The organism is Streptomyces sp. NPDC046925 (assembly GCF_040644915.1).
Lineage (GTDB): Bacteria > Actinomycetota > Actinomycetes > Streptomycetales > Streptomycetaceae > Streptomyces.
In genome coordinates this window covers 39,947-57,428 of record NZ_JBEYWZ010000003.1, presented here as the reverse complement: position 1 = coordinate 57,428, position 17,482 = coordinate 39,947, and the positions used below count along the sequence as shown (strand labels likewise).

Genomic DNA, 17,482 nt, shown 5'->3' with positions numbered 1-17,482 from the left:
GGTCGGGCGCCTCACCGGAAGGTGTTGCACTGCCCCATGTCGCCGGTGCGGTAGCCCTGGTAGAACCACTGCTGCCGCTGCTCGGCCGAGCCGTGCGTCCAGGACTCCGGGGTGACCCGGCCCTGGAACTTCTCCTGGATGCGGTCGTCGCCCACCGCGGCCGCCGCGTCCAGGCCCTCGCGGATGTCCGCGTCGTCGAGGCTGGTGATCAGCGGCTTGCCCGTCTTGTCGTCGGCGGTACGGGTCGCGTGCCGCGCCCAGACACCCGCGTAGCAGTCGGCCTGCAGCTCCACCTTCACGGCGTTGCTGTTCTGCCCCGTACGCCCGTCCTGCGAGCGCTCAAGGGTCCCCATCAGGTTCTGCACGTGGTGCCCGTACTCGTGCGCCACGACGTACGCCTGCGCGAAGGGGCCGCCGCTGGAGCCGAACTTGGTCCGCAGCTCTTCGAAGAAGCCCAGGTCCAGATAGACCTTCCGGTCACCGGGGCAGTAGAAGGGGCCGACCGCCGACGACGCGGCGCCGCACGCCGTGCCCACCCGGCTGGTGTAGAGGACGGTCGGCGCGGGGGAGTAGGTCCCCTTCCTGCGCTGGAACTCGGGGCGCCAGTAGTCCTGCACGCTGTTGACCACGGCCACCATCCGGCAGTCGTCCTTGGTGTTCGCGTCCTGGCCCGTACGGCAGCTCTGCTGGACCTGCGCGAGGGACGAGGAGGTGGCGGCGGGCTCCTCGTTGCCCGAGGAGAGGCCGAGCTGGTCAGGGCCGACCCCGAAGAGCAGCCCCAGGACCAGCGCGATCAGGCCCGCGATGCCGCCGCCGACCGTCGCCTTGCCGCCGGGAATCCGGCTGTTCCGCACGTCCTGCACCTCGGACGTGTCCAGATCGGCGTCGTCGTCGAACTGCATGGGCGCACCACCCTCCGCCTCGCATCCGGGGCGGCGTCTCGTCGCCCTGTGCCGAGATGTCGGCGCCTTCATCCTGATATGCCCGACCTCGCGCGGCGCCGGACGGGGGTCCGAACGGGGGACCCCGGCCGATCCGCGCGCCGTGTCGCGGCCGCCGCCCGGGCCCGTACGGTGACGCCGCCGCTACGCTCTGCGCCTGTCGCGTGGGCAGAGGTACCGGCAGAGATGCCGAAGAGGGGGGCATCGTGTCCGTAGTGCCGTTCGGGACGTCCGGATCCGGGCCGGTGCGACCGATGCCCGCCCGCCGCGGTTCCCGGCTCGCGCTCCCTGTGGTCCTCGGCCTCCTCGCCCTGCCGCTCATCACCGCCGCCCACCACTCACGACCGGCCCCCTACGGAGACCACGTCAGCGTCCACGCGCGCGTGGACGCCGGTGCGGCCGACCCCGGTCTGCGCACCAGGGGCCGCGCGGTCGAGGCGTACGACAGGGCGACGGGCCGCCCGCGCTGGACGTACCGGCGCGAAGGCGCCCGTCCGCTCGCCCTGCTGCCCGCCCCGGAGCACGCCGTCACGCTCTGGGACGACGGTTTGGTCACCGACACCGTGCGCGCCGACGGCAGCGCGGTGCGCTGGCACCGCGCCATTCCCGGCAGCGCCGCCTGGCTGCGCACCCCGGCCGCCCGCGGAGCCGCCGGGGTCCTCAACCGGCTCGATCCCCGCGGCCGCATGCTGGCCGTCGTCACCCCGCAGCGCATCGCCGCCTACCGCAGCGCCGACGGTGACCTGCGCTGGGTGCTGCCCGCCGAGCCCGGCTGCGCCTTCGAACCCGCCCGCTCCGTGCGCCACCGCGACGCCCTGATGGTCGCCCAGCCCTGCGGCGACGCGGCGACGCCGTGGACCTCACAGCTGATCGCCGTGGACGACCTCGGCCGGATCGTGCCCCGGCGAACGCCCCTGGGCAACGAGCTGCCGGGCGGCGGCTTGGGCGACGTACGAACCGGGGCAGAAAAAGAGCTTGCATCGCACCGTTAGAATTGGGCCATGGCCATTCTCCTCGTGCATTAGACGGCGTGATCGCCTTCATAACGTCCGCCGTCCATACCCACCCCTGCCCAGGAGTCTGTCCGTGATCACCGCTTCCGGCATCGAGCTGCGCGCCGGCGCCCGCATCCTCATCGAGAACGCCACCTTCCGTATCGCCAAGGGCGACCGCATCGGCCTGGTGGGGCGCAACGGAGCGGGCAAGACCACGCTCACCAAGTGCCTCGCGGGCGAGGGCGTCCCGGCCGGCGGCACCATCAGCCGCGGCGGAGAGGTCGGCTACCTCCCGCAGGACCCCCGCACCGGCGACCTGGACGTGCTCGCGCGCGACCGCATCCTCTCCGCCCGCGGCCTGGACACCCTGATCCGCAAGATGCGCGAGAACGAACAGCGCATCGCCAACGGCTCCGGCGCCACCCGCGACAAGGCGATGAAGCAGTACGAGCGCCAGGAGACGGAGTTCCTCACCAAGGGCGGGTACGCCGCCGAGGCCGAGGCCGCCACCATCGCCGCCGCGCTCAGCCTCCCCGACCGCGTGCTCGGCCAGCCCCTCCATACGCTCTCCGGCGGTCAGCGCCGCCGCGTCGAGCTGGCCCGCATCCTCTTCTCGGACGCCGACACGCTCCTGCTCGACGAGCCGACCAACCACCTCGACGCCGACTCCATCGTCTGGCTCCGGGACTACCTCAAGTCCTACCGCGGCGGCTTCATCGTGATCTCCCACGACGTCGAGCTGGTCGAGACGGTCGTCAACAAGGTCTTCTATCTGGACGCCAACCGCGCCCAGATCGACGTCTACAACATGGGCTGGAAGCTCTACCAGCAGCAGCGCGAGTCCGACGAGAAGCGCCGCAAGCGCGAGCGCCAGAACGCCGAGAAGAAGGCCGCGACGCTCCACTCGCAGGCCGACAAGATGCGCGCCAAGGCCACCAAGACCGTCGCCGCCCAGAACATGGCCAAGCGCGCCGACAAGCTCCTCGCGGGCCTGGAGGAGGTGCGCCAGAGCGACAAGGTCGCCAAGCTGCGCTTCCCGGACCCCTCGCCCTGCGGCAAGACGCCGCTGATGGCCGAGGGCCTCTCCAAGTCGTACGGCTCCCTGGAGATCTTCACCGACGTCGACCTGGCCATCGACAAGGGCTCACGCGTGGTCATCCTCGGCCTCAACGGCGCGGGCAAGACCACGCTCCTGCGGCTCCTCGGCGGCGCCGAGAAGCCCGACACCGGGCAGGTCATCGAGGGCCACGGCCTCAAGCTCGGCTACTACGCCCAGGAGCACGAGACCCTCGACCCGGACCGCACAGTCCTGGAGAACATGCGCTCGGCCGCCCCCGACCTCGACCTGGTGGCGGTGCGCAAGACGCTCGGCTCGTTCCTCTTCTCCGGCGACGACGTCGACAAGCCCGCGGGCGTCCTGTCCGGCGGCGAGAAGACCCGCTTGGCCCTGGCGACCCTGGTCGTCTCCTCCGCCAACGTGCTGCTCCTGGACGAGCCCACCAACAACCTCGACCCGGCGAGCCGCGAGGAGATCCTCGGCGCCCTGCGCACCTACAAGGGCGCGGTCGTCCTCGTCACGCACGACGAGGGCGCGGTGGAGGCGCTCCAGCCGGAGCGGATCATCCTGCTGCCCGACGGAGTCGAGGACCTGTGGGGCCAGGACTACGCCGATCTGGTCGCGCTCGCCTGATCCCGGCGGTGCCCGCGCGGGGCTCCGACGTGTCCGCCGATGTGTCCACATTGGTTGATCGAATAACTGATCCACTGCGTATGGATCATTCGGCCGATCCGTGATCCTTCATCTGTGTGAGGTCTCCTCGTACCGAAGTGTGGGATACACGGATTTCCTCGCGGCTCGTGGCCTCGGCGGCGTTTCTCGCCCGGCACCTCGCTGACCTGGTACTTCTGCGCTCAACCCATTCAGCCGTATGGAATTCGGCACACGGAATCGTTAATTCCGCTCGTGGTGTCGCTTGCCCTGGCGGGAAACCTCGTCGTACGGACCTTGCCGAATGGGTGGCCAGGAAGCCCGAGAGGGGTGATCATGAGAAGTCCAGAGCGCACTTCCCATGAGGAGGCACGGGTGGCCGAGACTCTGAAGAAGGGCAGCCGGGTAACCGGCGCCGCGCGCGACAAGCTCGCGGCAGACCTGAAGAAGAAGTACGACGGCGGTGCGAGCATCCGGGCGTTGGCCGAGGAGACCGGCCGTTCGTACGGTTTTGTGCACCGCATGCTCAGCGAGTCCGGAGTCACGCTGCGGGGACGCGGCGGGGCGACGCGAGGCAAGAAGGCCGCAGCCGGCTGACGGCTGCGGGCGGTTCACCGGCTCCGACGGTGACCACCCGGTCGATCCACTGATCGGTCGGGTGGTTACTGTGCAGTCACTTAAGGGCGCGTCCGCGCGTCCCGACCGACTGCACACCACCATCGGAGGCTCCTATGGTTTCGCCCGGCAGTGAACTCGGCGGATCCGCACCGGTACTCGACAAGGACGGCGTACGCCTGACTGTCGACGAGGCCGTCGCCACGGTGACGCTGGCCAACCCGGCCAAGCGCAACGCCCAATCTCCCGCGCTGTGGAGGGCGTTGGCCGAGGCAGGCCGGTTGTTGCCGGGCAGTGTCCGTGTCGTCGTGCTCCGCGGTGAGGGCAAGTCCTTCTCCGCGGGCCTCGACCGCCAGGCGTTCACGCCCGAGGGCTTCGACGGTGAGCCGTCGTTCATCGATCTGGCGCGCGGTGAGGACGACGTCCTCGACGCGACGATCGCGGAGTACCAGGAGGCGTTCACCTGGTGGCGGCGCAGTGACATCGTGTCCATCGCCGCCGTGCAGGGCCATGCCATCGGTGCGGGCTTCCAGCTCGCGCTCGCCTGCGACCTGCGCATCGCCGCCGACGACGTGCAGTTCGCCATGCGCGAGACCAGCCTGGGCCTGGTGCCCGACCTCACCGGCACGCACCCCCTCGTGGGGCTTGTCGGCTACGCCCGCGCGCTGGAGATCTGCGCCACCGGGCGCTTCGTCCACGCGCCCGAAGCCGAGCGGGTGGGCCTGGCCAACCTCGTCGTGCCCGCCGACCAACTCGACGCGTCCGTGCGCGACCTGGCGGCGGCACTGCTCGCCGCGCCGCGCGACGCCGTCATCGAGACCAAGGCCCTCCTCCAGGGCGTCGCCGGACGCACCTACGAGGAGCAGCGCACCGCCGAGCGTGCCGCGCAGGGGCGCCGCCTGCGGGACCTGGCGGGACTCGGCGACTGACGACGCCACTCCACCGCGGTCGCGTGTTCCTCACTCCACCGCGGTTACCTGTTGCTCACTCCACCGCGGTGACCAGAACGGCCACCGAAGGGTGGTCCCGCAGCGCCTCGCCGACCGCCGTGCGGACCGCGAGCGCCACGTCCAGGGCGCGGTGCCCGCGGTCCGTCGCCACCTCCACGCGCGCGTGGCGGCGCGGCAGCGCGGTGTCCGTCGTCGGCAACTCGTCGATGTGCACCGCGCGGCCCAGCCCGCCCAGGGCGCCGGTCAGCCGCCGCACGCCCGGCACGGCCAGCGCCGCACTCGCCGCGCGGGCCTCGTCCCCGCTCTTGGACGCCGCCCGCGACCCGTCCGGCGGAGCCTGCGCCTCCGGCGCGTCCAGCGGTACGCCGACGGGGGCCTGCCCCGCGTCGAGCAGCGTCGTCACGCTGAGGTCCACCTCGTCGACGACCAGGCCCAGGTGTTCGTCGGCCGCCGCGAACAGCGCCTTGCGCAGCCGGGCCGCCGCCGCGGGAAGCGGCTCGGTCGGCTCGGCCGCGAACTCCGCCGTGATCCGCAGCGGGCCCGGTGGCAGCGCGCTCGGCGGTGACGGCACCGAGGAGACGTCCGCCTTCGACGGATCGGCGAGCGCGAGGCGCAGGTCACCGACACGTACACCGCTCACTTGATCCGCCGCACGGCGCAGCACCCCGCCCGCGCATGCCTCGGTCAGCCAGGCTCCGTCACCGGGGCCGCCCAGAGGAAGAACTCGCCCGAGGCCGAGTTGCCGCCGTACCGCTTCGGTCCATCCGTCACCGGTCATTGGGCCAGCCTGCCGCATCCCGGGCGCGCGCGGACGGAACCGCACTTAGTGTGGGCGAAGGAGCAGATCCCCTTTCGAAAGGGACAGACGGCGATGAGTGACACCGGACAGCGGAACCGGCCCCAGGAGACCCTCGCGAAGGAGTCACCCGACGAGGCGACGGGGAAGAGCGGCTCGACCAGGAGGGGCGGCGGCGACCCCGCCACCCGCGGGCGCACCACCATCGCGGACGGTGTCGTCGAGAAGATCGCCGGGCTCGCGGCCCGCGATGTCGTCGGCGTGCACGCCATGGGCGGCGGACTCGCCAGGACGTTCGGCGCCGTACGCGACCGGGTGCCCGGCGGTTCGAGCTCCAAGTCCGTCTCGCGCGGCGTGAAGGCCGAGGTCGGCGAGGTGCAGACGGCACTCGACCTGGAGATCGTCGTCGAGTACGGCGTCTCGATCGCGGACGTCACGCGCGCCGTGCGGGAGAACGTCATCTCGGCGGTCGAGCGCATGACGGGGCTCGAAGTCGTCGAGGTGAACATCGCGGTGAGCGACGTGAAGCTCCCGGACGAGGAAGACGATGAGCCGCAAGGCCGCCTTCAGTAATGCTGTCGCCGTGAGCGCAAACTCTAGGAGCGCACGATGAGCATGGCCGTGATCGGCATGGTGGCCGGAATGGCACTCGGCTTCGCCGGGTACTTCGGCGGGTTCGGGGCGTTTCTGCTGGTGGCCGCGTTGGGCGCCATAGGGTTTGTCGCGGGCCGGTTCCTCGAGGGGGACCTGGAGCTCGGCGACTTCTTCCGTACCCGTGGCGACGACCGGCGGCGGTGAGCCGTGGGGGCGCAGATCGCGCCGGGGGAGCGCGGCGCGACCAGGATCGCCGACCGGGTCGTCGCGAAGATCGCGGCACAGGCGGCACGTGAGGCGCTGAGCCGGGTCCCCGCGAACGGCTCACCGCCGCACGCGACCGTCACCGTCCGCCACGATGTCGCCCGTGTACGCGTCAGCGTCGATCTCGAGTACCCCTCGGACATCGGCGGGCAGTGCGGCGCGGTGCGTCGCCAAGTCGCCGAGCGGGTAAAGGCGTTGGCGGGAATGGAAGTGCCCGAGGTCGCGGTCCAGGTCGAGCGGCTGCACTCGGCACACGTGCACGGCGCCGCACAGGGGAGGACGCGATGAGCGAGGCCCAGGGGGCTCATGCGGCGGGGGGCGCGGGCGGCACACAGCCGGTGCCCGTCGTCGAACGCGCCGAGAGCGAACTCGACCAGTCGGCGTCCGCGGCGTCGTACGACCCGCCGCCCACGCTGGCCGACGACACGAAGGCGACCCGCTTCTGGTCGCCGCGGCGCGTGCCCTCCGCCGTCCTCGCGCTGCTGCTCCTCGGCGGCGCGGGGCTCCTGCTGTACGACATCGCGGCGGTGCGGGCCGGGCACTCCGCCATGGCGTGGCGCGGCGACCTCGCCCGCGAACTCGCCGAGCGGCCGCTGAAGGACACCTGGGTGCTCGTTGGCGCCGGGGTCGCCGTGGCCGCCGGGGTGTGGCTGATCGTGCTCGCCGCGACCCCCGGCCTCCGGGCGGTCCTCGCGATGCGGCGCGAGCACCCCGACGTCCGCGCGGGGCTGCACCGGGGCGCCGCCGCGATGGTGCTGCGGGACCGGGCGATGGACGTGTCCGGCGTGCAGTCGGTGCGGGTCCGCATGAAGCGCTCCAAGGTGGACGTCCGCGCCGTCTCGCACTTCCGTGAACTCGACGACGTACGCGGCGACCTGGACGCCACGCTGGCCGACGGCATCAGGGACCTGGGTCTTGGCCGCGGTCCCGCGCTCTCGGTGCGGGTGGCGCGACCCGGCAGGAAGGGGTGAGCGCGATGCTGAAGACGGTCAATCGTGTGGTCCTCGGCCTGATCGGCCTGGTGCTCGTGCTCGGCGGCGGCTCGGTGCTCGCCGTCGGGCTCGGGGTGTCGCCGCCGTCGTGGTGGATCCACGACGGGAAGCGTGACGTCCTGCTCAGCGACGCGGACCGGGACCGGTGGCGGGACGAGGGCTGGTTCTGGCCCACGATCATCGCCGTACTCGCGGTGTGTCTGCTGCTCGCCCTGTGGTGGCTCGTTGCGCAGTTCCGGCGGCGGAGGCTGGCCGAGGTGCTCGTGGAGACCGGGGACGGCGAGGGGGCGCTGCTGCGCGGGCGGGCCCTGGAGAACGTGCTGGTGGGAGAGGCGGAGTCCCTGGAGGGCGTGCAGCGGGCCGCGGTCTCCCTGACGGGGCGCCGCAACGCTCCGGAGGCGCGGGTGTCCCTGCAACTGGAGCCCCACGCGACGCCGGGGGAGGCGCTGCACCTGCTCTCCGCTCAGGCGCTGGCCCACGCGAGGGATTCGGCGGGCCTCGACCGGCTGCCCGCGGTGGTGCAGCTGAGGGGTGTGAAGCATCGGGCGGAGCGGGTCAGTTGACCTCGTCCTCAAAGGCCGGGCGGGCCGGATGTTCCGGCCCGCCCGGCGCTCGAAGTCATCGGGTACGGGGGTGAGTACGGGGGTCAGAACCCGTGCCGTGCCCCGCCGTCCACCGGCAGCATGATCCCCGTCAGGTAGGACGCCGCGGGCGAGAGCAGGAACGCCGCGGTCTGCCCGAACTCCTCCGGAGTTCCGTACCGCCGCAGCGGAATGCGCGACTCGTTGCCCGCCCTGGTCGCCTCGGGGTCCGCGGAGAGACCGTCGAGCTGCCGCACCCGGTCGGTGTCGATACGGGACGGAAGCAGCCCGACGACACGGATGCCCCGCGGCCCGACCTCGTCGGAGAGCGACTTCGCGAAGCCCGCGAGCCCGGGCCGCAGCCCGTTGGAGATGGTCAGCCCCGGAATCGGCTCGTGCACGGACGCCGAGAGGACGAAGCCGATGACGCCTCCCTCGCCGAGCTCCGCCGCCGCGCCGCGGGCAAGACGGACCGCCCCGAGGAAGACCGACTCGAAGGCCGACTCCCACTGCTCGTCCGTGTTGTCGGCGACAAAGCCCGGCGCGGGCCCGCCGACACTGATCAGCACACCGTCGAAACGCCCGAAATGCTCGCGCGCCGCGGCGATGAGCCGGTCGGCGACGGCCGGATCGGCGTTGTCCGCCGCGATGCCGCGGGCGTTGTCGCCGAGCTCGCCCGCCGCCTCGGCGACCGTCTTCTCGTCCCGGCCGGTGATCACTACCTTCGCGCCGTCCGCGACCAGCGCACGCGCGGCGGCGTTGCCCAGGCCACGGGTGGCGCCGGTGATGACGTAGACGCGGTCCTTCAGTCCAAGATCCATGGCCCTATCCTGCCGCCTCGCGAGGGCGGAACGCGAGGCCGGAACGGGACGGCGGAACGCGAACGCGGCGGAGCTACACCGAAGCGGGCGCGGCCTCCGGCGCCGGCGCCTCCGCGGCGGCCGCGCGGCGGTCCCGCACCTCCCTGCGCACCAGGACAACCCAGCCGATGGGGACGCCCGTGCAGAACAGCCACCACTGCACGGCGTACGCCATGTGCGGGCCGATGTCACCGTGCTCGGGCTCGCCGATCAGCTGGGGGGAGTCCCCCGCGGGCTCCGGCGCGGTCAGCTCGACATAGCCGCCGAGCACCTCCTTGCCGAGGCTGTGCGCCTGCTGCCCGCTGCTGATCAGCATGATCTGACGGTCCGGCAGCCCCTGGACGTCCTTGATGCCGCTCTGCGCGGACGTCTCGTCGGCCATCAGGCGGCCGGTGACGGTGATCTTGCCCTTGGGCGCCGCGGGGGCCTTCGGGAACTCGGTCTGCGGCCCGTTCGCCGGGATCCAGCCCCGGTTGACGAGCAGGACCTTGCCATTGTCGAGGACGAACGGGGTCAGGACGTGGAAGCCGATCTCCTCGTCGGAGTTCGTGCGGCGCCGCACGACGACCTCGTCCTTCGTGTCGTACGTGCCGTGCGCGCTCACCCTGCGGTAGCGCTCGGAGTCCTCGATGGAGTGACCGGGTGAGGTCAGCTGCTCGGCCGGGACCGGCTCGGCGTCCAGCGCCTTCGAGATCTCCGCGTTCTGCGCGACGCGGTGCTCGTGGCGGTGCAACTGCCAGAAGCCCAGCTCGATCATCGTGGGGATGAGAACGAGGCCGATGAGGGTAAGGATCACCCACTGCCGGGTCAACAGGAAGCGGTACACCCCATGACGGTACAACTCGGCCATGGGGTGCGGGGGAGTGGGGTGCTCCGGGCAGTGAGGGGGACCGGTCGGTCGGAGACCGGGGTCACACCCTGTCGACGATGCCCACCTCCCCCTCCGCGCGCGAGCAGTGCGCACCGCAGTACCACTTCTCCTGCACCTCCACGCCCTGGCCGATGATCCGGCACCGGCAGTGCTCACAGATGGGCGCCATGCGGTGAATGGCGCAGGAGAAGCAGTCGAAGACGTGCACCGCGCCTTGCGCGTGCACCTCGAAGGACATGCCGTAGTCGTTTCCGCAGACCTCGCAACGTGCCATGCGCCACAGGGTGGGACGCGAGACGCCCGCATGCGAGCAAGCAGGCGGGAGCCGGGCCGACAATCACCCGTCTGACACCCGCCGGGCGGCTCAGCCCTCCGCCGCCGGAGCGACGTCCTGGAGGAGCTGGCCGAACGCGGCCTCGTCGATGACGGGGGTGCCGAAGGAGCGTGCCTTCACGGTCTTGGAGGTGCCCGAATCCGGGTCGTTCGTGACGAGGAGGCTGGTCAGCCGCGACACGCTCGTCGCGATGTGCAGACCGGCCTCGACCGCGCGGTCCTCCAGGAGCTCGCGCTCGACGGAGGTGTCGCCGGAGAACGCGACACGCATGCCCTGCTGGAGTGGTTTGCCCGTTTCATACCGACCCGGGTTGGGGTACGGGCAGGCGGGCCGCTTGCGCGAGGGGCGCCAACTACCCGGCCCGTACGAGGAGTATGAGGAGGAGGCGGAACCCGGTCCGGTGGGCTGGCGGACGATGCGGGGCGCCCCGTCGGACCACTCGGTGAGCGGCAGGCACTCCAGGAGCGGCAGCCGCACCCCGCCGCTTGCCGCGGCCTTGAGGCTGGGGCGGAACGCCTCGGCGAGCACGCGGGCGTCGTCCAGGGCGTTGTGCGCCTGGCGCTGTTCGACGCCGAAGTGCGCGGCGAGCGACTCCAGCTTGTGGTTGGGCAGCGGGAGCCGCAGCTCCTTGGAGAGGGCGATGGTGCACAGGCGCTGGCGCACGGGGGCGGTGAGCTCCGCGCGTGCGTACTCCCTGGCGATCATCGACCAGTCGAAGACGGCGTTGTGCGCGACCAGGACGCGGTCGGCGAGGCGCGCCGCGAACTCGGCGGCGATGTCCTTGAAGAGCGGCGCGTCGGCGAGGAGCTCGCTGGTGAGGCCGTGGATCCAGACGGGTCCGGGATCGCGCTGGGGGTTGACCAGCGTGTACCAGTGGTCCTCCACCTCGCCCCGGGCGTCCACGCGGTAGACGGCAGCCGACACTATGCGGTCGTCGCGGGCGAGGCCTGTGGTCTCGACGTCGACGACCGCGTACCCCGTTGGGTACGCGGCCGGCCAGGTGGCTGCGGACGCTGCGGTCGTCTGGTCTTCGAGCATGGTCCATGAGGATACGGGCCGCGACTGACAGTCAGGTCCCCGGTCCGGTGCGCGGGTCGGTCGCGTGGCCGGTTCCGTCGCCGGCGGGCGCGGGTCCGGGGCCCAGAAGTCCGGACACCAGTGCGTTGACCGACATGGTGAACAGTGCCTCGGGGTCGGCGGGACGGGCGAGCGCGCGGGCGAGCGCCGGGTCCTGTTCGGCTGTCCGCGCGCCCCACAGCTCCTCCTCGCCCGGCCGTTGCACGGGCGCGCGTTCGCGGTACCGCTCGACCAGGAGGTGGCCGACGACGTGGACCTGCACGGCGCGTACGGCGTCGGCCGCGCGGGTGCCGCGCAGGCCCGCCGCGTGCACCTCGTGGACCAGGACCTGCTGGGCGGGCAGGAACATCCGCTCGGTGAGGCCGCGTTCGTGCACCATCGCGACGAGGTGCGGGTGGCCGCGCAGCTGCCGGCGCAGGGCGCGCGCCACGGAGACGATGCGCCGGTCGGGGGTGCGGCCGGTGGGGCGGATCGCGCCGAGGTCGGCGAGGGTGCGCTCGACGAGGGCGTCCAGGAGCGATTCGCGGTTGCCGACGTGCCAGTAGATCGAGGTGACGGCGGTGCCGAGTTCGGCGGCGAGCCTGCGCATCGTCAGGGCCGCCGGACCGTGCTGCTTCACGAGGGCCGTTGCGGCGTCGAGGACCTGTTCCCGGTCGAGATGCCCGCGTTCCCGGTCCGGATGCGTACGCGTCTCTTCACTCTTCACGCCTCCTGTTGTAACTGTGTTACAGAACCGCCCGCAAGACCTCTTGTAGTCCTGACGAAGGGTGGTACGACATGGCACGCGTACGTTACGGAGCGCGCACCGAGGCGGAGATCGCCGCCGCGCGCACCGCGAGTTCGAAGCTGCCCGACATCTGGTCCACCGGTGTGGTGGCCGTCTGGGAGAGCGATCCGGACGCGGTGGCGGCCGTCCTGCCGCCCCCGCTGAAGCCCGGCAGTCGGCCGCTGGTGCGGGCCAACATAAGCAAGGTCGACCTGCCCGGCTATCCGCTCGGCGCGGGCTCGGTGGCCGTCGCCGCCGAGCACGGCGGGGTGGCGGGCTGGTATCCCCTTGTCATGCCGATGACGCACGAGCGGGCGCTGATCGGCGGGCGTGAGGTCTTCGGGGAGCCGAAGAAGCTGGGCGAGGTCGAGGTGGAGCGCGACGGCCTGGTCGTCCGCGCCCGGCTTGCCCGGCACGGCATCGCCTTCGTGGAGGTGCGCGGCGCGGTCAGCGGCGCCCTGCCGATCCCCGATCCGGTCCAGAAGACGGACTTCTACTTCAAGTTCCTGCCCGCGGTGGACGGTTCGGGTTTCGACGCGGACCCGGTGCTCGTGCACTGCGTGCGCAACGAGAAGGTGCGCAAGCTGGAGGGCATCACCGGGGACGTCGTCCTGCGCGAGTCGATGTACGACCCGGTCGCCGACCTCCCCGTACGCGCGGTCGTCGAGATCACCATCGGCGAGAAGACCAGCGACCAGCAGGGCCGGGTGGCCGAGCGGGTCAGCGCGCAGGCGCTCCTTCCGTACATCCACCAGCGCTACGACGACCCGCAGCAGATCCTCGACGGTCCGCCCGAAGGGAGCGTCTGAGATGGAGTTGCGGGAAGGGCAGGTCGCCGTCGTCACGGGCGCGGCGAGCGGCATCGGTCTCGCCATGGCGCGGCGGTTCGCGGCGGACGGCCTGAAGGTGGTCCTCGCGGACGTGGAGGAGGGCGCCCTGGAGAAGGCGGCGGCCGGTCTTCGCGAGGACGGGGCGAGCGTGCACGCGCGCGTGGTCGACGTCGGCTCACGCGAGCAGGTCTTCGCGCTCGCCGAAGCGGCGTACGAGAAGTTCGGCGCCGTCCATGTGCTGTGCAACAACGCGGGTGTCGGCTCGGGCGCCGAGGGCCGCATGTGGGAGCACGAGCCGAACGACTGGAAGTGGGCGTTCGAGGTCAATGTGTGGGGCGTCTTCCACGGCATCCAGGCCTTCGTGCCCCGGATGATCGCGGGCGGCGAGCCCGGCCATGTCGTCAACACCTCCTCCGGTGACGGCGGCATCGCACCGCTGCCGACGGCGTCCGTGTACGCGGTGACCAAGGCGGCCGTCGTGACGATGACGGAGTCCCTGTACGCGCATCTGAAGGCGGAGCACGCGCGGGTGGGCGCCTCCGTGCTCTTCCCGGGACCGCACATGCTGCGCACCGGGCTGTGGGAGTCGCACCGCAACCGCCCCGACCGCTATGCCAAGTCCCGCCCCCGCAAAACCCCTTACCGCAGCCTCGACCAGTGGGAGTCGGCGATGAAGGACGCGGGCAAGGAGGTGGCCTTCACGCCGGTCGAGGAGGTCGCGGACTTCGTGGCGGAGGGGATCGAGGCCGGACGTTTCTGGCTGCTTCCGCGGAGCGAGCACAGCGACCGGCAGATCAAGGCCAGGTCGCAGTCGATGCTGGACCGCGCCGACCCGGCGTACCTGGAGAGCTTCATTCTGGACTGAAGGGCACGTGATGACCGACCAGGATCCCTACCTGATCATCTCCTCCGACTGCCACGCCGGGCTTCCGACCGAGGAGTACCGGCCCTATCTCGACAAGCGGTTCCACCGCGACTTCGACCAGTTCCTGGGGGAGCGCGGCGCCCGGCGCGCGGAGGCGACGCGGCTCGGCATCCGCAACGACGCGTTCGCCGCCAAGTGGTTCGAGGACAACGAAGAGGGCCTGCGCGGCGGCTGGGAGACCGCGCAGCGCCTCAAGGAGCTCGACGGCGACGGAGTGGCCGCCGAGGTCGTCTTCCCGGACGCGGACGCCGTGGACAGCCAGACGGCGGCGCCCTTCGGGGTAGGCCTCGGCCTCTCGGGGGACCAGGACCCGGAGCTCGGCATGGCGGGCGCGCAGGCGCACAACCGCTGGCTGGCCGAGTTCGTCTCCGAGCACCCCGAACGACACTGCGGGGTCGCCCTGTTGCCGGTCACCGGGGAGGTCGACCGGGTCGTCGCCGAGATCCACCGGGCCAAGGAGTCCGGACTCGGGGCGCTGATGATCCCCTCCATGTGGGTCGACAAGGCGCCCTATCACGACCGCCGTTACGACCCGGTGTGGGCGGCGGCGGCCGAGTGCGCGATGCCGATGGTGACCCACTCCGGGGCGGCGCCCCGCCACGAGTACGGCGACCACCTGGGGATCTACGTCTCCGAAGTGACCTGGTGGCCCGCGCGGCCGCTGTGGTTCATGCTCTGGTCGGGCGTCTTCGAACGCCATCCGGGGCTGAAGTTCGGCGTCGCGGAGTCCGGCTGCTGGTGGCTGCCGAACCTCCTGTGGTTCATGGACCGGCTCTACCTGGGCGCGCACGGCGGCAAGAAGCTCTCCCCGTTCGCGGAGCTCAAGCGGCCCCCGCACGAGTACCTGGACCGGCAGATCTTCATCTGCGCCACCAACACCAAGCGCCGCGAACTCGCCCAGCGCTACGAGATCGGCGTCGACAACATCCTCTGGGGCAGCGACTTCCCGCACCCCGAGGGCACCTGGCCCGACACGCGCGCGTGGCTGAAGAAGACCTTCCACGACATCCCGGTGGGGGAGACCCGGCGGATGCTGGGTCTGGCGGCGGCCGACGTCTTCGGCTTCGACACGCAGAAGCTGGCGCCGCTGGCCCGCCGGATCGGTCCCACCCCCGCCGAACTCGGCCAGGACGACGACCAGTCGGCGGTCGAGGCGTCCTGGGCGCGCTCGCGCGACGTGGGGCGCCACTGGCTGACCGACCACGACTTCCCGGTACTGGGGGCACAGACATGAGCGAGAACATCACCGGAGGCGGGACCGAAGAGCGCTACACCGTCATCTCGGCGGACTGCCACGCGGGCGCCGACCTCCTGGACTACAGGCCCTACTTGGCGTCCGGTCACCACGACGCGTTCGACGCCTGGGCCGCCACCTACGTCAATCCCTACGAGGACCTGCTCGCCGACACCGCCGACCGCAACTGGAACTCCGATCGCCGGGTCGCCGAGCTCGAACAGGACGGCATCGTCGGCGAGGTCGTCTTCCCGAACACCATCCCGCCCTTCTTCCCGAGCGCCTCCCTGATGGCACCGGCGCCGACACGCGCGGAGTTCGAGCAGCGCTGGGCGGGCCTGCGCGCCCACAACCGCTGGCTCGCCGACTTCTGCGCGGCCGCTCCGGGGCGCAGGGCGGGCGTCTTCCAGATCCTCCTGAACGACGTGGACGAGGCCGTCAAGGAGATCCACTGGGCCGCCGACGCGGGCCTGAACGGCGGTCTGCTGCTGCCCGGCACACCGCCGGGCAGCGGACTCGCGGAGCTCTACTCGGTCACGTACGACCCGATCTGGGCGGCCTGCGCCGAGCGCGGCGTGCCCGTCAACCACCATGCGGGGTCGGCCTCGCCTCCCCTCGGCGAGGAACCTGCCGCGCGGGCCGTCTTCATGGTGGAGACGACGTGGTTCTCGCACCGGGCGCTGTGGCACCTGGTGTTCGGCGGCGCCTTCCGCCGCCATCCGGAGCTGCGGCTCGTGCTCACGGAGCAGGGCTCGGGCTGGATCCCCGGCGTGCTCGACATGCTGGACTACTACCACGGGCGTCTTGTCGCGGCGGCCTCCAAGGCGGGCGCGGGGGGTACGGCGGAGTCCAAGTTCGGTGCGGGGCTCGCCGATGCGATGGGCAAAGGTCCCTCCGAGGTCTGGCGCGACAACTGCTTCGTCGGCGCGAGCTTCATGCGTCCGCACGAGGCGCAGATGAGGGACCGGATCGGCATCGACAAGATCATGTGGGGCAGCGACTATCCGCACGACGAGGGCACGCACCCGTTCTCGCGCGAGGGTCTTCGCATCGCCTACGCGGGCCTCCCGAAGGACGAGATAGCGGCCATGGTCGGAGGCAACGCGGCCCGCGTGTACGGCTTCGACCTGGAACGGCTCGGGGAGGTCGCCGCGCGCGTGGGGCCGACGGTCGGGGAGCTGGAGGAGCCCCTCAAGGAGACGCCGGCCGGGGCGACGAGCCCGGTGTTCGCCTCGGGAGGGTCGGCGCGCGTCTGGTGACGGCGTTCCCCCGCTCGATGCGGTGACGGCCTGCCACTGCTCTATGCGGTGACGGCGTGCCACTGCTCTATGCGGTGACGGCGTGCCACTGCCGGACTCGCTCACCCGGGGGTGAGACCCTCCCCGGGTGAGCGATCAGGCGGCTGGACACGACGAACCACACGGCGGCGCGCTGGGCACGCGCCTCAACTGGCTGCGTGCGGCCGTGCTCGGCGCCAACGACGGCATCGTCTCCACGGCGGGGATCGTCGTCGGCGTGGCGGGCGCCACGGATGACCGCAGCGCGCTGCTCACGGCCGGTCTCGCCGGGCTGCTCGCCGGGTCGATGTCGATGGCTGCGGGCGAGTACGTATCCGTCTCCACCCAGCGCGACTCGGAGAAGGCCGCCCTCGCCCTGGAGCGGCGCGAACTGCGGGAGCAGCCCGACGCCGAACTGACCGAGCTGACGGATCTCCTCGCGGACCGGGGGCTGAGCCGTGAGGTGGCGCGGGAGGCGGCCGAGCAGCTCACCGAGCGGGACGCTTTGCGGGCGCACGCGCGCGTGGAGCTCGGTATCGACCCGGACGAGCTCACCAACCCGTGGCACGCGGCCTGGGCCAGCTTCGTGGCCTTCACGGCGGGCGCGCTGCTCCCGCTCCTGGCGATCGTCTTGCCGCCCGCCGACTGGCGCCTCTGGGTCACCGTCGTCTCGGTCCTCGCCGCGCTCGCCCTCACGGGGTGGAGCAGCGCGCGGCTCGGCTCCGCGAAGGCGCGGCCCGCCGTGCTGCGCAACATGGGGGGAGGGGCGCTCGCGATGGCGGTGACGTACGGGGCGGGTGCGTTGCTCGGGGCGGTGGGTGTCTGAGCGGCTGCGTTTGTCCGGGGCGACGCCCGGGTTTGAGCGTCCGCTT

General features: G+C 71.7%; 21 protein-coding genes. 14 read left to right on the top strand and 7 right to left on the bottom strand.

Annotation, left to right across the window (positions count from 1 at the left end; translation table 11 throughout):
- Positions 1-11: 11 nt before the first annotated feature.
- Positions 12-902 carry a neutral zinc metallopeptidase gene (locus tag ABZ906_RS13475; protein ID WP_361188183.1) on the bottom strand — a complete coding sequence of 297 codons (891 nt, stop codon included), beginning with the start codon at positions 900-902 and terminating at the stop codon, positions 12-14.
- Between the two features lie 245 nt (positions 903-1,147).
- Between ABZ906_RS13475 and ABZ906_RS13470 the strand changes: the two genes are divergently transcribed.
- The 4 genes from ABZ906_RS13470 to ABZ906_RS13455 all read left to right on the top strand — a co-directional run bounded on the left by ABZ906_RS13470 (position 1,148) and on the right by ABZ906_RS13455 (position 5,188).
- Positions 1,148-1,933 carry a hypothetical protein gene (locus ABZ906_RS13470; protein ID WP_361381585.1) on the top strand — a complete coding sequence of 262 codons (786 nt, stop codon included), beginning with the start codon at positions 1,148-1,150 and terminating at the stop codon, positions 1,931-1,933.
- A gap of 94 nt (positions 1,934-2,027) precedes the next feature.
- On the top strand, positions 2,028-3,626 hold the full coding sequence (locus ABZ906_RS13465) for an ABC-F family ATP-binding cassette domain-containing protein (protein WP_361381582.1): 1,599 nt from the start codon (positions 2,028-2,030) through the stop codon (positions 3,624-3,626).
- Between the two features lie 393 nt (positions 3,627-4,019).
- Positions 4,020-4,241, top strand: coding sequence for a helix-turn-helix domain-containing protein (locus tag ABZ906_RS13460; protein ID WP_055550175.1), 222 nt, complete (start codon positions 4,020-4,022; stop codon positions 4,239-4,241).
- A 134-nt stretch (positions 4,242-4,375) separates the two neighbouring features.
- Positions 4,376-5,188, top strand: a complete 813-nt coding sequence (locus ABZ906_RS13455) for an enoyl-CoA hydratase/isomerase family protein (protein WP_361188176.1) — start codon at positions 4,376-4,378, stop codon at positions 5,186-5,188.
- Positions 5,189-5,243: 55 nt separating this feature from the next.
- Here the strand turns inward: ABZ906_RS13455 and ABZ906_RS13450 are convergent, their stop codons facing one another.
- The gene (locus ABZ906_RS13450; RefSeq protein WP_361381579.1) at positions 5,244-5,987 is read right to left on the bottom strand and encodes a nucleopolyhedrovirus P10 family protein; all 744 of its coding nucleotides are present in this window, start codon (positions 5,985-5,987) and stop codon (positions 5,244-5,246) included.
- A gap of 93 nt (positions 5,988-6,080) precedes the next feature.
- Between ABZ906_RS13450 and ABZ906_RS13445 the strand changes: the two genes are divergently transcribed.
- From ABZ906_RS13445 to amaP, 5 genes are read left to right on the top strand one after another with little or no spacing between them, the layout of a single operon-like run.
- Positions 6,081-6,578 carry an Asp23/Gls24 family envelope stress response protein gene (locus ABZ906_RS13445; RefSeq protein ID WP_361188173.1) on the top strand — a complete coding sequence of 166 codons (498 nt, stop codon included), beginning with the start codon at positions 6,081-6,083 and terminating at the stop codon, positions 6,576-6,578.
- 36 nt (positions 6,579-6,614) lie between these two features.
- Positions 6,615-6,803 carry a hypothetical protein gene (locus ABZ906_RS13440; protein WP_249590721.1) on the top strand — a complete coding sequence of 63 codons (189 nt, stop codon included), beginning with the start codon at positions 6,615-6,617 and terminating at the stop codon, positions 6,801-6,803.
- Positions 6,804-6,806: 3 nt separating this feature from the next.
- Complete coding sequence (locus ABZ906_RS13435; protein WP_361188171.1) at positions 6,807-7,151, top strand: hypothetical protein; 345 nt, start codon at positions 6,807-6,809, stop codon at positions 7,149-7,151.
- Positions 7,148-7,834, top strand: a complete 687-nt coding sequence (locus ABZ906_RS13430; protein ID WP_361381576.1) for a DUF6286 domain-containing protein — start codon at positions 7,148-7,150, stop codon at positions 7,832-7,834. The genes ABZ906_RS13435 and ABZ906_RS13430 overlap by 4 nt, the downstream gene beginning before the upstream one ends.
- Positions 7,835-7,839: 5 nt before the next feature.
- A complete protein-coding gene (gene amaP / locus ABZ906_RS13425; RefSeq protein ID WP_361188167.1) occupies positions 7,840-8,418 on the top strand; it encodes an alkaline shock response membrane anchor protein AmaP in 579 nt (192 codons plus the stop codon).
- An 83-nt stretch (positions 8,419-8,501) separates the two neighbouring features.
- On the opposite strand, the gene ABZ906_RS13420 is transcribed toward amaP, so the two are convergent.
- From ABZ906_RS13420 to ABZ906_RS13400, 5 genes are all read right to left on the bottom strand, one after another.
- Positions 8,502-9,257, bottom strand: coding sequence for an SDR family oxidoreductase (locus ABZ906_RS13420; protein ID WP_361381573.1), 756 nt, complete (start codon positions 9,255-9,257; stop codon positions 8,502-8,504).
- 73 nt (positions 9,258-9,330) lie between these two features.
- On the bottom strand, positions 9,331-10,122 hold the full coding sequence (locus tag ABZ906_RS13415; RefSeq protein ID WP_361381570.1) for an SURF1 family protein: 792 nt from the start codon (positions 10,120-10,122) through the stop codon (positions 9,331-9,333).
- Between the two features lie 85 nt (positions 10,123-10,207).
- Entirely contained in the window at positions 10,208-10,441 is a 234-nt protein-coding gene (locus ABZ906_RS13410) for a hypothetical protein (protein ID WP_361188159.1), read from the bottom strand.
- 90 nt (positions 10,442-10,531) lie between these two features.
- Positions 10,532-11,539: a DEDDh family exonuclease gene (locus ABZ906_RS13405; protein ID WP_361188156.1), complete on the bottom strand. Its 1,008-nt coding sequence runs from the start codon at positions 11,537-11,539 to the stop codon at positions 10,532-10,534.
- Positions 11,540-11,570: 31 nt separating this feature from the next.
- Positions 11,571-12,284 carry a TetR family transcriptional regulator gene (locus ABZ906_RS13400; RefSeq protein ID WP_361188154.1) on the bottom strand — a complete coding sequence of 238 codons (714 nt, stop codon included), beginning with the start codon at positions 12,282-12,284 and terminating at the stop codon, positions 11,571-11,573.
- A gap of 71 nt (positions 12,285-12,355) precedes the next feature.
- On the opposite strand from ABZ906_RS13400, the gene ABZ906_RS13395 reads away from it, so the two are divergent.
- The 5 genes from ABZ906_RS13395 (at position 12,356) to ABZ906_RS13375 (ending at position 17,436) form a co-directional block, all read left to right on the top strand.
- Positions 12,356-13,153 (top strand): acetoacetate decarboxylase family protein, encoded by a 798-nt coding sequence (locus ABZ906_RS13395; protein ID WP_361381567.1) that lies wholly within the window; start codon positions 12,356-12,358, stop codon positions 13,151-13,153.
- Between the two features lies 1 nt (position 13,154).
- Complete coding sequence (locus ABZ906_RS13390; protein ID WP_361381564.1) at positions 13,155-14,039, top strand: SDR family NAD(P)-dependent oxidoreductase; 885 nt, start codon at positions 13,155-13,157, stop codon at positions 14,037-14,039.
- A 10-nt stretch (positions 14,040-14,049) separates the two neighbouring features.
- On the top strand, positions 14,050-15,333 hold the full coding sequence (locus ABZ906_RS13385; RefSeq protein ID WP_361188147.1) for an amidohydrolase family protein: 1,284 nt from the start codon (positions 14,050-14,052) through the stop codon (positions 15,331-15,333).
- Positions 15,330-16,592, top strand: a complete 1,263-nt coding sequence (locus tag ABZ906_RS13380; RefSeq protein ID WP_361381561.1) for an amidohydrolase family protein — start codon at positions 15,330-15,332, stop codon at positions 16,590-16,592. Before ABZ906_RS13385 ends, ABZ906_RS13380 begins: the two co-directional genes overlap by 4 nt.
- Positions 16,593-16,719: 127 nt before the next feature.
- On the top strand, positions 16,720-17,436 hold the full coding sequence (locus ABZ906_RS13375) for a VIT family protein (protein ID WP_361381558.1): 717 nt from the start codon (positions 16,720-16,722) through the stop codon (positions 17,434-17,436).
- Positions 17,437-17,482 lie beyond the last annotated feature (46 nt).

Excerpts from the sequence above, each read along its gene's own strand:
- ABZ906_RS13405 (WP_361188156.1), bottom strand. The coding sequence starts at position 11,539 with ATGCTCGAAGACCAGACGACCGCAGCGTCCGCAGCCACCTGGCCGGCC.
- ABZ906_RS13410 (WP_361188159.1), bottom strand. The coding sequence starts at position 10,441 with ATGGCACGTTGCGAGGTCTGCGGAAACGACTACGGCATGTCCTTCGAG.
- amaP (WP_361188167.1), top strand. The coding sequence starts at position 7,840 with ATGCTGAAGACGGTCAATCGTGTGGTCCTCGGCCTGATCGGCCTGGTG.
- ABZ906_RS13420 (WP_361381573.1), bottom strand. The coding sequence starts at position 9,257 with ATGGATCTTGGACTGAAGGACCGCGTCTACGTCATCACCGGCGCCACC.
- ABZ906_RS13395 (WP_361381567.1), top strand. The coding sequence starts at position 12,356 with ATGGCACGCGTACGTTACGGAGCGCGCACCGAGGCGGAGATCGCCGCC.
- ABZ906_RS13445 (WP_361188173.1), top strand. The coding sequence starts at position 6,081 with ATGAGTGACACCGGACAGCGGAACCGGCCCCAGGAGACCCTCGCGAAG.
- ABZ906_RS13455 (WP_361188176.1), top strand. The coding sequence starts at position 4,376 with ATGGTTTCGCCCGGCAGTGAACTCGGCGGATCCGCACCGGTACTCGAC.
- ABZ906_RS13380 (WP_361381561.1), top strand. The coding sequence starts at position 15,330 with ATGAGCGAGAACATCACCGGAGGCGGGACCGAAGAGCGCTACACCGTC.
- ABZ906_RS13440 (WP_249590721.1), top strand. The coding sequence starts at position 6,615 with ATGAGCATGGCCGTGATCGGCATGGTGGCCGGAATGGCACTCGGCTTC.
- ABZ906_RS13385 (WP_361188147.1), top strand. The coding sequence starts at position 14,050 with ATGACCGACCAGGATCCCTACCTGATCATCTCCTCCGACTGCCACGCC.
- ABZ906_RS13475 (WP_361188183.1), bottom strand. The coding sequence starts at position 902 with ATGCAGTTCGACGACGACGCCGATCTGGACACGTCCGAGGTGCAGGAC.
- ABZ906_RS13430 (WP_361381576.1), top strand. The coding sequence starts at position 7,148 with ATGAGCGAGGCCCAGGGGGCTCATGCGGCGGGGGGCGCGGGCGGCACA.
- ABZ906_RS13390 (WP_361381564.1), top strand. The coding sequence starts at position 13,155 with ATGGAGTTGCGGGAAGGGCAGGTCGCCGTCGTCACGGGCGCGGCGAGC.
- ABZ906_RS13450 (WP_361381579.1), bottom strand. The coding sequence starts at position 5,987 with ATGACCGGTGACGGATGGACCGAAGCGGTACGGCGGCAACTCGGCCTC.